15 protein-coding genes and 1 pseudogene are annotated in these 14,272 nt (G+C 67.7%); 11 read left to right on the forward strand and 5 right to left on the reverse strand.

Going from position 1 to position 14,272, the window contains the following annotated elements; genetic code table 11:
• Positions 1-46 precede the first annotated feature (46 nt).
• The 8 genes from MHN80_RS24445 to MHN80_RS24475 all read left to right on the forward strand — a co-directional run bounded on the left by MHN80_RS24445 (position 47) and on the right by MHN80_RS24475 (position 8,136).
• Positions 47-601 carry a MaoC family dehydratase gene (locus MHN80_RS24445; RefSeq protein ID WP_065632054.1) on the forward strand — a complete coding sequence of 185 codons (555 nt, stop codon included), beginning with the start codon at positions 47-49 and terminating at the stop codon, positions 599-601.
• Positions 598-1,824 carry a CaiB/BaiF CoA-transferase family protein gene (locus MHN80_RS24450; protein ID WP_239404012.1) on the forward strand — a complete coding sequence of 409 codons (1,227 nt, stop codon included), beginning with the start codon at positions 598-600 and terminating at the stop codon, positions 1,822-1,824. The genes MHN80_RS24445 and MHN80_RS24450 overlap by 4 nt, the downstream gene beginning before the upstream one ends.
• A complete protein-coding gene (locus tag MHN80_RS24455; protein WP_239404013.1) occupies positions 1,821-3,206 on the forward strand; it encodes an MmgE/PrpD family protein in 1,386 nt (461 codons plus the stop codon). Before MHN80_RS24450 ends, MHN80_RS24455 begins: the two co-directional genes overlap by 4 nt.
• 74 nt (positions 3,207-3,280) lie before the next feature.
• Positions 3,281-4,444 (forward strand): acyl-CoA dehydrogenase family protein, encoded by a 1,164-nt coding sequence (locus tag MHN80_RS24460; protein WP_004020855.1) that lies wholly within the window; start codon positions 3,281-3,283, stop codon positions 4,442-4,444.
• Positions 4,441-5,280, forward strand: coding sequence for a CoA ester lyase (locus MHN80_RS24465; RefSeq protein ID WP_239404014.1), 840 nt, complete (start codon positions 4,441-4,443; stop codon positions 5,278-5,280). The genes MHN80_RS24460 and MHN80_RS24465 overlap by 4 nt, the downstream gene beginning before the upstream one ends.
• A 43-nt stretch (positions 5,281-5,323) precedes the next feature.
• Positions 5,324-5,455 (forward strand): hypothetical protein, encoded by a 132-nt coding sequence (locus MHN80_RS25765; RefSeq protein WP_255220179.1) that lies wholly within the window; start codon positions 5,324-5,326, stop codon positions 5,453-5,455.
• A 156-nt stretch (positions 5,456-5,611) separates the two neighbouring features.
• Positions 5,612-7,183: a hypothetical protein gene (locus MHN80_RS24470; RefSeq protein WP_239404015.1), complete on the forward strand. Its 1,572-nt coding sequence runs from the start codon at positions 5,612-5,614 to the stop codon at positions 7,181-7,183.
• Positions 7,180-8,136, forward strand: a complete 957-nt coding sequence (locus tag MHN80_RS24475; RefSeq protein ID WP_101820400.1) for a S9 family peptidase — start codon at positions 7,180-7,182, stop codon at positions 8,134-8,136. Before MHN80_RS24470 ends, MHN80_RS24475 begins: the two co-directional genes overlap by 4 nt.
• Positions 8,137-8,177: 41 nt before the next feature.
• Here MHN80_RS24475 and MHN80_RS24480 read toward each other — a convergent pair whose 3' ends face one another.
• Together MHN80_RS24480 and MHN80_RS24485 are read right to left on the reverse strand one after the other, a co-directional pair.
• Positions 8,178-9,221 (reverse strand): 2Fe-2S iron-sulfur cluster-binding protein, encoded by a 1,044-nt coding sequence (locus MHN80_RS24480; protein WP_101820399.1) that lies wholly within the window; start codon positions 9,219-9,221, stop codon positions 8,178-8,180.
• A gap of 1 nt (position 9,222) precedes the next feature.
• A complete protein-coding gene (locus MHN80_RS24485) occupies positions 9,223-10,434 on the reverse strand; it encodes a cytochrome P450 (protein ID WP_101820398.1) in 1,212 nt (403 codons plus the stop codon).
• Between the two features lie 238 nt (positions 10,435-10,672).
• Between MHN80_RS24485 and MHN80_RS24490 the strand changes: the two genes are divergently transcribed.
• The 3 genes from MHN80_RS24490 to MHN80_RS24500 all read left to right on the forward strand — a co-directional run bounded on the left by MHN80_RS24490 (position 10,673) and on the right by MHN80_RS24500 (position 12,884).
• Positions 10,673-11,605 carry an AraC family transcriptional regulator gene (locus tag MHN80_RS24490; protein ID WP_101820397.1) on the forward strand — a complete coding sequence of 311 codons (933 nt, stop codon included), beginning with the start codon at positions 10,673-10,675 and terminating at the stop codon, positions 11,603-11,605.
• A 119-nt stretch (positions 11,606-11,724) separates the two neighbouring features.
• Positions 11,725-12,438 carry a TNT domain-containing protein gene (locus tag MHN80_RS24495; protein ID WP_004020848.1) on the forward strand — a complete coding sequence of 238 codons (714 nt, stop codon included), beginning with the start codon at positions 11,725-11,727 and terminating at the stop codon, positions 12,436-12,438.
• On the forward strand, positions 12,435-12,884 hold the full coding sequence (locus MHN80_RS24500) for an Imm63 family immunity protein (protein WP_004020847.1): 450 nt from the start codon (positions 12,435-12,437) through the stop codon (positions 12,882-12,884). Before MHN80_RS24495 ends, MHN80_RS24500 begins: the two co-directional genes overlap by 4 nt.
• Positions 12,885-13,034: 150 nt before the next feature.
• Here MHN80_RS24500 and MHN80_RS24505 read toward each other — a convergent pair whose 3' ends face one another.
• From MHN80_RS24505 to MHN80_RS24515, 3 genes and pseudogenes are all read right to left on the reverse strand, one after another.
• Positions 13,035-13,613 carry an RES domain-containing protein gene (locus tag MHN80_RS24505; protein ID WP_231896066.1) on the reverse strand — a complete coding sequence of 193 codons (579 nt, stop codon included), beginning with the start codon at positions 13,611-13,613 and terminating at the stop codon, positions 13,035-13,037.
• Between the two features lie 171 nt (positions 13,614-13,784).
• On the reverse strand, positions 13,785-14,123 hold the full coding sequence (locus tag MHN80_RS24510) for a hypothetical protein (RefSeq protein ID WP_033204248.1): 339 nt from the start codon (positions 14,121-14,123) through the stop codon (positions 13,785-13,787).
• Between the two features lie 23 nt (positions 14,124-14,146).
• Positions 14,147-14,272, reverse strand: a pseudogene (locus tag MHN80_RS24515) (IS630 family transposase); the annotation flags it as partial.

Consider the following 14,272-nt stretch of genomic DNA (forward strand, 5'->3'; position numbering starts at 1 on the left):
CGGCTCGTTGTGTGCACTCCACGACGCCGCACCCTGAGGAGGACCATTGACCACCCATCCCGCCACTCTCGGACGCTTCTTCGAGGACTACGTCGTGGGCGACGTCTACCAACACCCGATGGGCCGCACCATCACCGACACCGACAACGCGTGGATCACATGCCTGTCGATGAACACCAACCAGAACCACTTCAACTCCCACCTCGCCGCGACGAATCCCATCACCGACGGCAAGGTCATCGTGAACTCGGGTCTGACCATCGCCCTGGTCCTCGGACTCTCGGTCATCGACATGAGCCAGAACGCGGTCGCGAACCTGCAGTTCACCGACGTCAAACTGGCCCACCCGGTCTACGTCGGCGACACCATCTACGCCGAGAGCATCTGCACCGACCTGCGCCTGTCCCAGTCCCGTCCCTACGCGGGGATCGTGTCGATGGTGACCCGCGGGATCAACCAGGACGGCGAGGTCGTCATCTCCTGGAAGCGTTCGGTGATGGTCGCGACTCGCGAGAGCGGCATCGGACAGAACTACTTCCCCGAGGTCAAGGCCCCGTCCCTGACCGAGCTGACCGGAACCACCGAGGGGAGCGTCGGATGAAGCCGCTCGAGGACGTCCGCATCATCGCCATCGAGCAGTACGGCGCCGGCCCGTTCGGCAGCGTCCACCTCGCCGACCTCGGCGCGGACGTGCTGAAGATCGAGGAGCCGCAGTCCGGCGGCGACGTCGGAAGGTATGTCCCCCCGTACAACTCGGGCGAGGATTCGCTGTTCTTCGAGGCCTTCAATCGCAACAAGCGCAGTCTCTCACTGGATCTCGCGACCCCCGGCGGTCGCAAGGTGTTCGAGGACCTCGTCCGGACCAGTGACGCGGTCTACTCCAATCTGCGCGGCGACGTCCCGGCGAAGATCAAGATCACCTACGACGACCTCAAACACCTCAACCCGGCGATCGTCTGCTGCAGCCTGACCGGCTTCGGCATGACCGGTCCGCGCGCCAAACAGCCCGGCTACGACTACATCCTGCAGGGCCTGGCCGGCTGGATGGACCTCACCGGTGATCCGGACGGACCACCCACGAAATCCGGTCTGTCCCTTGTGGATTTCTCCGGCGGATTCGTCGCCGCCCTGAGCCTGATGGCCGGTCTGCACGCCGCGCGCCGCGACGGTGTCGGCGGCGACTGCGACGTCTCGCTGTACGACACCGCGGTCTCCATGCTCACCTACCCGGCCGCATGGCATCTCAATGCCGGTTACCGTCCGGGTCGCACCAAGAACTCGGCGCATCCGTCGCTGGTGCCGTTCCAGGCCTTCGAGGCCACCGACGGTTGGTTCGTCGTCGGCTGCGCCAAGGAGAAGTTCTGGGTGCGCCTCGCCGAGGCCATCGGTCTGGCCGAGCTGCTCGACGATCCGCGGTTCACCGACTTCGCCGCCCGCGGACAGCACAAGGACGAGCTGCTGCCGATCCTGGAGAAGCGATTCGCCGAGTCGACCGTCGACCACTGGGTGTCGCTGCTGACCGACGCCGGGGTTCCCACCGGGCCGATCAACGACGTCGAGCAGGCGCTCACCGAGGAGCACACGCTCGCACGCGGTCTCATCGCCACCACCGAACACGAGGTGTGGGGTGAGGTCCGGCAGGTGACCTCGCCGGTGCGTTTCGGCACGGACAAGACGGAGTATCGTCGGGCACCGCATCGCAACGAGAACTTCGACGAGGTGATGGGTCTGCTGGGCTACAGCGCGGACGACGTCCGTGGTCTCGTCGACGGCGGCGCCTTCGGCGCGGTCGACCAGGCTCCCTCTGGTCAGGTCCCGTCGTGACCGCCCGCCGACTCGCGAGCTGGGCCGCCGGCCTGAGCATCGACGCCATCCCCGAGACCACCCGCCGCGCCGCACTCCGACACCTGCTCGACGGCATCGGCAACGGGATCGGGGCTCGGCGCCTCGACCAGGGCGGACCGGGGTTGACGGTGGCTCGCGCGCTCGGCGGTCCCGCCCAGGCCCACCCGCTCGGAGATGCCGAGGCGATCTCGGCCCCCGCGGCGGCGTTCGCCAACAGTGTGCTGATGCATGCGCTCGACTTCGACGACACGCACGCCGGCGCGCTGGTGCACCCGACGACGGTCGTGGCCCCGGCGGTGCTGGCGGTCGCCGAGGAGGTCGACGCGACCGGCGCCGACACCGTCGTCGCGCTGGTGGCCGGGCTCGAGGTCGCGTGCCGTCTCGGCGCGGCCGCGCCCCACGGGTTCCATGCGCGCGGACTGCACGCCACCGCCGTCGTCGGTCCGCTCGCCGGTGCCGTCGCCGCCGGATTGCTTTACGGCGCCGGGACCGATGTGCTCACCAACGCGATCGGCATCGCCGCGTCGTCGTCGGGTGGGCTCCTCGAGTTCCTCGACACCGGCGCGAACACCAAGACCCTGCACCCCGGGAACGCCGGCTTCAGCGGTGTCCTGGCCGCGCGGCTCGCGGTGGCCGGGGCGAGCGGACCCGAGTCGGTGCTCGAAGGCCGCCGCGGTCTGTACCGTGCGCTGGCCGATCGTGACATCGATCCCGACATCATCGTGGCCGACCTCGGAACCCGCTGGGAGAGTGCCAGTATCGGCATCAAGCCGTATCCGAGCTGCCAGCTGATGCATGCCGCGCTCGACGCGGTCGGCGCGGCAGTGGTCACGGCCGGTGAGCAGGGTCGCGAGATCACGCCGGGGAAAATCACGAGCATCGCCGTCGACGTCCACCCCGACAGCGTCGAGATCGTCTGCGGCCCGGGCACCGGTACCCGCAGCCCGCGCAGCGTCTACGACGCCAAGTTCGATTTGCCCTGGAGCGTCGCCGCCCTCGTGCACGACGGTGCCGTCACCGTGGACACCTACGCCGTGGACTCGATCGGGCGCCCCGAGGTCGCGACCACCGCGGGACTCGTCGAGGTCACCACCGTGCCCGATGACCGCCCGGCCGCCGACGCCGCCGGCCGGGCGGTCATCACCTTCGCCGACGGCTCCCGGGTCGTCGGCGAGGTGCCCTGCAGCCGTGGCACTTCGGGCCGGCCGATGGACGACGCCGCCGTGGCCGCGAAGTTCCGTGGGAACAGCGGTGGCGGAGATGCCTCCGATGACCTCGTCGACGCGGTGTTCGGTCTCTCGAACGCGTCGTCGGTCGTACCGATCACCACCCTCGCGACGACCATCGTCGCCGCCGGCTGACACACACCACGCCCATCTCGCCGTGGGTTTGCCGCCGCGAACCCGTCCGGTCACGCCTGAGAGCAAGGATCACAATGGATTTCAGTTTCAACTCCGAACAGCGCGACTTCCGCGCCGCTCTGCGTCAGCTCGTCGACAAGGAGATCATCCCGGTCGCCAACGAGTGGGAGCGCACCGGCCGGTATCCCACCGAGATCGTCGACCGGTTGCGGGAGATGGGTCTGTTCGGGATCACCACGCCGGAGGAATTCGGCGGACTCGAACTCGACATGGTGTCCTTCACCCTCGTCTACGAGGAGCTCGCACGCGGTTGGATGGGCATCGCCGGAATCCTTGGGAGTCACAATCTGTCCTGCTGGATGATCGCGCGCCACGGCACCGACGAACAGAAGGCACAGTGGCTCCCGCGCCTGGCAAGTGGTGAGTGCCGCACCGGAATCGGCCTCACCGAGCCGGGGGCCGGAACCGATCTACAGGGCATCAAGACGACCGCCACCAAGGACGGCGACGACTACGTCATCCGCGGCACCAAGACCTGGATCACCAACGCGCGCCACGCGAATGTGCTCCCGGTACTGGTGAAGACCGACCCGTCGGCCACTCCGGCGCACAAGGGCATGAGCATCCTGCTGGTGGACACCACCACGCCCGGCTTCGAGGTCCAGCGGGACATGGGCAAGCTCGGCTACAAGGGCACGGAGTCGTGCGAGATCTTCCTCGACGAGGTGCGCGTCCCGCAGTCGACGCTGCTCGGCGGCGTCGAGGGCCGGGGCATGCAGCAGGCGCTGTCGGGCCTCGAGATCGGTCGGTTGAACATCGCCGGCCGTAGCGTCGGCATCGCGCAGGCGTCGTACGACGCGGCGCTGAACTACTCACGTGAGCGGACGGCATTCGGCAAGCCGATCTCGGACTTCCAGGCCATCCAGCTCAAGCTCGCCGACATCGCCACCCAGCTGCAGGCGGCGCGTCTGATGACGTACTGGGCAGCGGCCAAGGCGGATTCGGGTGCCCGCGTCGACGGCGAGGCCGGGATGGCCAAGTACTTCGCGTCGGAGACCGCGATCACCGCGAGCCTCGAGGCGATGCGCATCCACGGCGGATACGGCTACTCGACCGAGTTCAACGTGGAGCGGTACTACCGTGACGCCCCACTGATGTCGATCGGTGAGGGCACCAACGACATCATGCGGACGGTCATCGCCAAGGCGCTCGTCAACGGCACCGTCACGGTCGGATGACGCAGACGCTGGTCTTCCTGTACGTCCCGGGCGACCGGCCCGAGCGCTTCGACAAGGCGGTCGGGTCGGGGACCGATGCCGTGGTCCTCGACCTGGAGGACGCGGTGCCGTTGTCGGGCAAGGACACCGCACGCATCGCCGTCGGCGCGTGGCTGGAGAACCGCGACCAGGACGGCGTCCCCGTCTGGGTGCGGGTCAACCCCGGAGCCGAACTCCTCGACGACCTCACCATGGCGGTGCGGGCCGGCGCCGACGGCGTCTGGCTGCCCAAGGTCGACGACGCGGCGACGCTCGAGCGGGTGGACACCATGCTGGCCGAGCTCGAGGCCGAGTGGGGACGACCCCGCACACCGGTGTCGCCGCTGATCGAGACCGGGGCCGGACTCTGCAACGCGGCGTCGATCGCGGCCGGACCGCGGGTCGAGTTCGTCCAGATCGGCGAAGTCGATCTCGCCGCCGACCTCGGGGTCACCTCGGTGGTCGGCAACGAACTGCTGTGGGCACGCTCGCAGGTGGTCGCCGCGTCGGCGGCGGCGCGGATCGGTCCACCGCTCGGCGCGGCGTCGCCGGTCATCGACGACCCGGACGGCTTCGCCGACGAGACCCGACGGCTGACCGCCCTCGGGTTCCTCGGGCGCGCCTGCATCCACCCGCGACAGATCGCCCCTGCCCGAGCAGGGATGGCGCCGACCGACGCCGAGGTCGCCTCCGCCCGCGACGTCCTGACCGCCTTCGACGCCGCGGGAGGCGCCGCGGCCACGGACAGTGCGGGCCGTCTGATCGACGAGGCGGTCGCGCGGATCGCCCGGCGAACTCTCGCCCGGCAGTCGACGTAGGATCGACAGCGCCGGGGCGGGGCGACCCACGGTTTCCTGCTCGGTGCCGGACCCGACCCCTCACGCGAACATCGAAACGGAGACGAACATGGTGGACAACATCCTGTGGCAGGCGATCCAGGACAACGAACTGGCACTGGCCGTACTGCAGTACGTGTTCTCGGGCGTCAAGTAGGGGAATCCCGAAACAACCGCAATCACGTTGCGGCAGCTCGGTCCGAATTGCGGGCCGAACTGCCGCAACAAACATTTTGGGACGTATTTCAGAAATCGATCCGGTGAATTCACCGGCTACTCGGGCTATGTCTGAATTGTCCGCTAGTGTTTAGCGATGCTCACAGGCACGCGCGGTAATCGATGGCTGGTGCGTCTCTCGGTGACGGCACTTGTGCTGGCGGTGGCCGCCGGTTTGTCGATCGTCGCCTCCGGTCCGTCGCAGGCGGCGCCCGTGGTGAACCCCAACGCCGGAAAGCTCGTCGCGCAGGCCGACTTCCAGGTCAAACGGGACGGTTTCTCCTTCGAGAACTGGGGGCCGAACGACGCTCTGCACACCCGCGGCCTGAGCGTCGAAGGTATGCGGGCGGTCTTCGGCGACGAGGTCTGCGCACGCATCGTGGTCGGTGTGTGTTCGCCGACCACCGTCGCCGAACTGCTGCAGCAGGAATTCAACGAGTCGATGGCGGGCGGGCACTGCTTCGGAATGGCCGCGCTCGCCGCACTGTATGCCACCAAACGTCTGAACCCGTTCCCACTGGCGCTGCCGTGGCAACCGGTCTACAGCATCGGCCCGTCGGCGCCGCTCGACGAACTCATCGCGCGGATGTTCATCACCCAGGGCTTCCCGCCCACCGACCTCCTCGAGTCAGAGGTCACCGTCACAGAGGCGCTGTCCCGACTGCGCTCGGCGTGGGCGCGCAACGACAACTACGTCCTGGCGATCTACACCGATGAGGAGCAGAGCGCCGGGCACGCCATCAACCCGATCGCCATCCGCGACCTCGGGCAGGGCAAGCGCGGCATCGTCGTCTACGACAACAACTTCCCCGGCGTGGAGAAGATGATCGTCGTCGACCCGGCTGCCAACAGCTGGTACTACTCGACGGCCACCAACCCGTCCGAGCCGACACTGTTGTTCCAGGGGTCGCCGGCCAACAAGATGATGCTTGTTCCGCTGGCACCGATCCTGGCACGTCATCAGGATCCGGAGCTGCGTAACGACGAGACGGTCGTGATGGTGTCGGACAACAACGGCGGTGCACGCGGTGTCGGCGACGTCGACTGGGACGTGCGGGTCACCGATCCCGCCGGTCGTGCGATCCCGGGTGTCGACAAGAAGATCTTGTTCAACAACGACAACTCCGTCACGTTCACGGTGCCCGCGAACCGGAAGTTCCGGATCGTCGTGGACGGGGTGGAAGCGGGTCGGACCGCGGACATCGACGCCACAGTGCTCAGCGCGGGCGGCGTGGTCGCGATGGGTGATCTCGAGGTGCCCGCGGGTGCGGTCGCGGTCATCGACGCCGATCCGGCCCGGCACGGGATGCGGGTGACCTCGTCGGCACCGTCGACCGCGGAGTTCGAAGTCGCGACCGAGAATTCGCTGCGATCACTGTCGACCGAGACCACGCAGTTGGCGATCGGCCCGGGCTCGGCGGTCTCGGTGGGGGCCACCTCTCCGTCGGGAGTGACCGTTCGATCCGAAGGACGGGCACAGCGGCTCCGACTGGAGGTCGAACGCAGCGACACCTTCACCGATCGCGTCGCGGTCAGCCCGACGTCGATCTCGCTGCCCGCGGGCGCGACGGTCACGGTGCCGGTGAATCTGTGGCCCGGGTTCGGACCGCTGCCGGCGACCCTGCGTAGCGGCGCGTCGATCACGCCTGTACCGCTGAGCGTGCGGTGACGGCCACGTCGCGTCGCGTCCGCATCGCACTGGGGGTCGTCGTCGCCGGCGTGTTGGGACTGTCCGCGTGCTCCACGGGAACCACGCCGACCCCGACCCCCAGCAGCAGTGCCACAGCCGCCCCGGTCGAGTACCTCGACGAGGTGACCGTCCACCGGTTCGACTACCCGACGCCGGACGATGGTGACTCCGAACAGAATTGGGCCGAGCTGTACCTGCCCGCGGGTGAGCAACGGGTCGACACGATCCCGCTGGTGGTCCTCATCCACGGCGGTGCCTGGCAGAGCGCCCTCGGGGCCGACGTCTTCGAGCCGCTGGCACGAGACCTGGCCGATCGGGGCATGGCCGTGTACAACATCGAATACCGCCGCGTCGGATCGGGCGGTGGTTGGCCGACGACGTTCCGGGACGTCGCGAGCGCCCTGGACCACGTCGTCGTGGTGGACCGGCAGTTCCCGCAGATCGACACCGACGACGAGCTGGTTGTCGGGCACAGTGCCGGAGCGCAACTCGCGGTCTGGGGCGGCACCCGGCACAAACTGGACGACGACGAGGTCGGTGCGCGGCCGCTGTTTCGCCCGACGCGGGTCGTCTCGCTCGCCGGTCCACTCGACATGACCTATGCGGCCACGCATGGCGACGACCGGATCGTGACCGCCCTCGGCGGCACCCCGGCGCAGGTCCCGCAGCGGTACACGATGGTCGATCCCATCCAGAACATCGATCCCGACACCCCCGTGGTCGCCGTTCACGGAACCGCCGATCGGATGGTCGCGCCGGCCAATTCGCAACGCTACGTCGCCGCCGTCGTGCGTGACGGCGGAGACGCCGAGGCCGTTCTCATCCGTGGCGGCAACCACGGGTCGGTGGTCACCTCGACTGCGCCCGAGTACCCGCGGGTCCTCGACATCATCTCCGGAGCGTCGGCGGCGGATGTGCAGGACGTGGCCTGAGCTGGTCGTCGGCACCGGGACCGACGTGCCTCCGGGTCGACTCAGAGGGTCACGAGACTCGCTGCGGGCGTGTACTTCTCCCGCTTGATCCGCCGGGGCGGCATGCGTCGTCGCTTGAGGGCCCGGACCCCCGCCTCGACCATCGCGGGCGGGCCGCAGAGGTATGCCGAGTGGTTGCGGCAGGAGTCGAAGTCGGCCATCATCGCGTCACCGACGTAACCGGTACGGCCGCTCCACTCTTCGCGGCTGAGGCAGGGCGTGTACCGGACATTCGGGTGCTCGGTCTCGAGTGCGCGCCAGAAGTCGACGTCGTACAGCTCGGCCTCGGTGCGGACGCCGTGGTAGACGTGGATCTCACGATCGGGGTCGGCGTCGAGTGCTGCTCTCGCGATCGACTTCAGCGGCGCGAGACCGGTTCCCCCGGCGAGCAGGATGAGCCCGACGTCGGGTTCGCCCGGCTGATGGCAGAAGTCGCCCCACGGTCCCGTCATGGACACCGCCGCCCCGACCGTCAGGGAATCGAAGATCCACCGGTCGGTGGCGAGACCGTCTGGCTGCCTTCGGACGTGGAACTCGAGAGTGTCGGATTCGCTGGGCGGGTTGGCCATCGAGTACGGCCGGGTCTGGCCGGTGCCCGGGATCGACAACTCGACGTATTGGCCGGCCGTGAACTCGAACGGTTCGTCGAGTGACACCGTGATGGACACGGTGTCATCGGCCACCGCGGTGATCGAACCGACCGTTCCGGCGACATCGCGCAACAGGTGATGGCGCTCGCCGCACTCGGCGGCGGGCGGTTCGACGGCGATGTCGGTGATGGGTGTCGACTGACACGACAGCACGTATCCCTGCTGCTGCTCGGCGTCGGACAGGACACTGTCGGGGGCAGGCGGGGCGGTCACCATGCCGTCGATCACCCGGACCTTGCAGGTGCCGCAGGTGCCCTGGTTGCAGGAGTTGGGAATCCACACCCCCTGGCGCAACAGGGCATCGAGAACTCGCTGTCCGTCACCGCAGGTCACCGAGGTGTTGCCGGCGTCGATTCGGAAGGCCGTCGGGCCGGGCCGGGTCGTCGGGTCGGACACGTCACACCTCCCACACCGTGTGCAGTGACGTCGGCCCGCGGAAACCCCAACCCCAGAACTCGACGTCGCTGCTGTTGTCGCGCTCGAGGTTCGGGATGGACTCGAACAGCTCTTCGAGTCCGATCCGGCACACGTGATTGGCGAAGTAGATTCCTGCGCAGGCGTGGTTGCCGGCACCGAATGCGAGATGCGGCAACGGCGGTCGGGTGATGTCGTAGTCCGACGGTGCCTCGTAGACGGAGTGGTCATGATTGGCCGAACCGTACGACATCAGGACCACTGAGCCCTCCGGTAGGTCGACGCCCGCGACCTCGACGTCCTTCGTACTGATCCGGGCCGTGGCCGACCAGATCGGTGACGTCCACCGCATGCCCTCCGAGATCGCGCGCGGGATCAGGTTCGGCTCGTCGACGACCTGCTCGAATTGGTCCGGCCGGCTGAAGAGGCCGACCAGTGTGGAGGCCATGGCGTGGCCAGGCTCCTGCATCGCTCCGAGGAGGTACACGTACAGCGTCGGGTAGATGTAGTCGCGGTCGCGCGTCTGTCCCTCGGGCATACCGTCGTGCAACCAGTGGGAGATCGCGCTGTCGTCGGGATTCTCGATCCAGTTGTCGATCAGCGGATTGACGATCGACTGGATCTCCAGCTTCGCGGCGTCGGCCTCGGCGAAGCCGTCCGGGTTGGTGAACTCGCCGTTCTCGTCGACTCCCGCGTTGGTGAACGACGCCGACAGTTTGTGGAACCATTCGCGCAACTTGTCCGAACTCACCGACTGAAGGCCGAGAAGGTCGCCGAGCGCGCGCACGCTGACGGGTTCGCAGTACTGGCCGACGAGTTCGGCGCGCCCCACGTCCTCGAAGTCGCTCAGGTACCGGCGGGCGATCGGCCGGACGAGGTCGTCGATCCACCGGTCGACCTCCTGGGGTTGCAGGGCTGGATCGACCATCGACCGTAGGTCGTCGTGGATCGCACCGTTCACCCCGATCACTGCCGGGTGTCCGAAGGTACGGCCGCCGGCCTTGGTGATCACCGCCTCGAAGTCGGGGCTGGTGGCGATCGACCGGCAGATGTCCGCGGTCGTCGCGACGTACGACCCGAGAACCGGGACATAGGCGAGCGGCGCCTCGGCGCGAAGCCGTTCGTAGACGGGGTAGGGGTTGCGTTCGAGTTCGGTCATCGTGATGTCGTCGATCCACGACATGGTGCTGGTCATGGGTTCCTCCGCTGTGTTCGTCTCGAGAGCCGGGGGCGGCGGCCGGCAGGTTGTCGGCGACCCGGTGCGAGGTGACATTAGGGACCGCCGACCGGGCGGTCGATACGCTTCGCGCGTCGGCGGCACCGATCGCGCGGCAATGTGATCGCAGTCTCCGAACCGGGTGGCGAGTGTCGTGTGTCACCGGGTTGAATCGAGATGCACGACCCTGCGCGACCGGAGTACGAGGAAGAAGTCCATGCGGAGCACGACATCGACCAGCGACTGGGAGACGGCGCATCGTGCCGTCGAAGAGGTGTACTTCCCGCATGAGCTGACCGCGCTGTCGTCGCCGGATCAGCTGAATCTGAACCTGCAGACCGTCGAGCTGGGACCGGTCACGATCGGCAAGCTCAACTGGGGAACCGACGTCTCCATCTCCTGCGACTACCCGGGTGCCTACGAGATCAACATCCCGATCCGCGGTGTCCTGGACTCGCGCGCCGGGTCGGTGGAGACGACGTCGGAGGAAGGCAAGGCCACGGTCTTCACCGCGGATCGCCCGTCGACGATCACCCGGTGGTCCGCGGACTGTGTCGTGGTCGGGGTGAAGTTCGACGCCGACTACCTCGAATGCGAGGCCGACCGGGTCCGGGCGTCGGCGCTGCGTTCACAGTTGCGGCTGCCCGATCAGCTGGATCTCGCCGGACCCGACCAGCAGGCGTGGTTCGGGCTCGTGCGCGCGTTGTCGGCCCAGGTGCGCGAACCCGCCGACCTCCTGTCGAACCCACTGGTCGGACCGCAGCTGGCGAGCGCGATCAGCAGCGCGTTCCTCCTCGCTGTCTCTCCGGAAGAGGCGGGGACCGGTCTGCGCCCGCGGATGGTCAAGCGTGTGCTCGACGCATTGCATGACGATCCGGGACGCGACTGGCGTCTGGCGGACATGGCCGAACTGGGCGGCTCGAGCCTCCGGCGGCTGCAGGAGGGCTTCGCCGAACACGTCGGTGCGAGTCCGACCCAGACGCTACGGGACATCCGACTCGACCGGGCTCACCACGACCTCACCGAAGCGGACAACACCGACACGGTGGCCGAAGTTGCTGCGCGATGGGGCTTTTCGAGCCCCAGTCGGCTGGCGGCCGCGTACAAGAAGCGCTACGGCATCCCGCCGTCGGAACACCGTCGGCGGTAGGCATTCCGGGGGTACCGCTCGAATCTGTGCCGGAACTTCGCAGTTCAGACCACGCGGCGACGCCGATCGGTTAGTTTCCGCACTGCGTGATTCCGACGGACCCATCGAAAGGCGCGGCCATGAAACGTCGCCATGCTCTGCTTGCCACCCTCATCAGTGTCACGCTGGCACTCTCCGGGGGAGGGGTGGCGGCCGCCGCGCCGAACCCTTTGGGCGCATTGGATTTCGGATCGCTGGGCGGGCCGGAGGCGGGTGGATGTTCCGCACAGCTGTTGTACAACGACGAACTGTTCGGTCCGAAGATTCTGGCGACCGATGCCCCGGTGGGTCCGCAGTTGAGGGGTTACGACCGGCTCGCGGGTCTGAGTCCGAGCGAGTTCCTGCAGACGTATCGGAAAGGGGACAAGTGGGACTATCCGGACCACGACGGATACACGCTGAACCCCGACGGGTCCGCCAAGAAGTCGCTGACCACCCTCAACCCGAACAAGCGGATAGATCGCTATGGTCCCGCCAATGGTCGCTTCCTGGCCCCCGCGGGCACGCACTACAAGAGGCGGGCGCTTCCGCCGGAGAACCTCGTCGACAAAGACAACCCTCAGTTCTGCAACTACCACGTGTACGTGGTCATGCGCTCGGTGAAGGTGTGGACCGGACGTATCGCCAAGGGCTTCGGTCAGCCGGGCGGCGGCATTCAATATCAGATCGACCAGCAGCTCCTCGATCCCGGGTTGATCGAGGACCATCGCGGATGTTTCAACGAGACAGGCGGTTTCGTCAACACCCAGTGGTTGCTGTGTTCGGGTGTGCTCGAGAGCGTCTTCCCCGGATGACGTCGGGCGCCGACGACCAGCTCGACCCCGAGATGCGCAGCCGGATAGCCGATCTCGCGGCGACGATGTCGGCGGAGCCGTCCGATGTGCCTCGCCTGGGTCACATCCTCGACGACGCGACGCCCTCGTGCGTGCGCGACTCGGACGGTGTGTGGCACTTGATCATTCGCGAACGCGGCACGGTGATGTTCGACCGGCAGTCCAGCGATCCAGAGGAGTTCCTGAGCTGGGTTGCGGTGGCGATCGCCGAAGCGGCGTCGTATCGGCTGCACTCGCCCGGCGCGCCCGACTATCTGCGCCGGATCTGGGCGGAGCAGTATCGGATGCTGACCGCGGCCGACCCGGGGTGGGCCCGTACGTGGCTGGAGCGGACCCGGAAGAGGTTGGTCGACCAGGGAGCCGACGATCGTGAACTGGCGCAACTGCCGGGCGGGCACCACGGCTGAGACGAGGCCGGGAATCGGCGTCCACCGGTGTGGGCGGCGTAGCGGTGCAGGTTCGCTATCCCGGTCTCGAAGAGACGATCGTAGTCACCACGGCTGGTCGAGCCAGACTCATACTCGTTCGACATTGCGGCACGGCCTTTTCAGTCCGGTCTACGCGGGGGTCCACTCGAGTCCGAGGAGCGTCAGGGCGCGGGCCAATTGTGGATCCGCGGCGTCGATGGGGCAGTGATCGACAACGTCGATGTGGGGGCTGATGTCGGGGTCGGCGGCGCGTTCATAGAGCGCCCACATGCGCAGCTGGTCGCCGTGTCGGGAGTCGAACTCGATCCCGTCGACCGCTGCATGGCCGTGGTCGGTGAGGGCGTAAATCCAGCGGGAGATGGCCTGGGTGAGCCCGCGGGGCCGGCCGTCCCGCAACGCGGCGGTGTCGAGGTCATCGAGCCCGTAGCGGATCGCGAGCGGCCGAAACACCGTCCGGAGGGTGGCGAGGCTGTCCGGGTCGGCGGGCACCGCGAACCGTCCGGTCAGGGTGCCGTGACCGATCATCCGTAGATCGCACCACGATCGCGGAACGTGGCCGGGCGGCAGCGCGGGGTAGTCCTGCTCGTCTTCCTCGTCGACGACGATGTCGTCGAGCTCGGCGATCAGTTGTGGGCTGGGTCGGGCGAAGGCGAGGACTTCGAGGTAGCAGGCCAGGGGAGTGTCGGCGCAGTACAAGGTGCGCCACACCCCCGTCGGGGTCGTCCCAGCGGCCGGCGAAGCGGTCGTCGGTGGCGTACTCCCATGGTGTCCACTCCCACGGGCTGGGCGCGTATCCGACTCGATATATGGGCGTGGCAGTCCGGATGCTGGTGGTGATCGGGCCGTGCGGGGTGCTGATCGTCGAAGGCTGTGGTTGGTTCATCCCACCGCGGCGAATTGGCGGGCGGCGGCGAGTACTTGCGGTCCGACGTCGGCGAGCTCGCCGTCGCGCAACAGCAATGCCGGCGCCCGGTCGTCGAGGACCGGGTTGAGGCCCTGGAACCAGGCTTGTGCGACGGCGGGGGTGTCGCGTTCGGTGATCAGGCGGGCGGCGCGGTAGGCGATCCGGAGCCGTTCGACGTCCTCGGGGTTGGCGATGGTGCGGGTGCCGTCAGCCCATTGCCGCACCGCCCGGGTCTCGCTCACCCGACCCAGGTAGGCGACCAGCCGCGCGCCGAGCAGATCTCGCAACGCAGCCACCAGTTCGGGCTGCGACATACGAGCCGCCTCGGCGTAGGCAGCTAGTGTTCTGAGTCATTAATTCGTGTGCAGTAGTGGGCGATGGAGTCGAGGATCTGGTCAGCGGTCTTGACCCACACGTAGGGGCGGGGGTTGTCGTTCCAGGTCTCGATCCATGCTCTGATGTC

Source organism: Gordonia sp. McavH-238-E (genome assembly GCF_022348225.1).
Classification (GTDB): domain Bacteria; phylum Actinomycetota; class Actinomycetes; order Mycobacteriales; family Mycobacteriaceae; genus Gordonia; species Gordonia terrae.

Bases quoted from the DNA above. Each gene is read 5' to 3' on its own strand.
- MHN80_RS24450 (WP_239404012.1), top strand. From the start codon at position 598: ATGAAGCCGCTCGAGGACGTCCGCATCATCGCCATCGAGCAGTACGGC.
- MHN80_RS24460 (WP_004020855.1), top strand. From the start codon at position 3,281: ATGGATTTCAGTTTCAACTCCGAACAGCGCGACTTCCGCGCCGCTCTG.
- MHN80_RS24465 (WP_239404014.1), top strand. From the start codon at position 4,441: ATGACGCAGACGCTGGTCTTCCTGTACGTCCCGGGCGACCGGCCCGAG.
- MHN80_RS24470 (WP_239404015.1), top strand. From the start codon at position 5,612: ATGCTCACAGGCACGCGCGGTAATCGATGGCTGGTGCGTCTCTCGGTG.
- MHN80_RS24485 (WP_101820398.1), bottom strand. From the start codon at position 10,434: ATGACCAGCACCATGTCGTGGATCGACGACATCACGATGACCGAACTC.
- MHN80_RS24490 (WP_101820397.1), top strand. From the start codon at position 10,673: ATGCGGAGCACGACATCGACCAGCGACTGGGAGACGGCGCATCGTGCC.
- MHN80_RS24495 (WP_004020848.1), top strand. From the start codon at position 11,725: ATGAAACGTCGCCATGCTCTGCTTGCCACCCTCATCAGTGTCACGCTG.
- MHN80_RS24500 (WP_004020847.1), top strand. From the start codon at position 12,435: ATGACGTCGGGCGCCGACGACCAGCTCGACCCCGAGATGCGCAGCCGG.
- MHN80_RS24510 (WP_033204248.1), bottom strand. From the start codon at position 14,123: ATGTCGCAGCCCGAACTGGTGGCTGCGTTGCGAGATCTGCTCGGCGCG.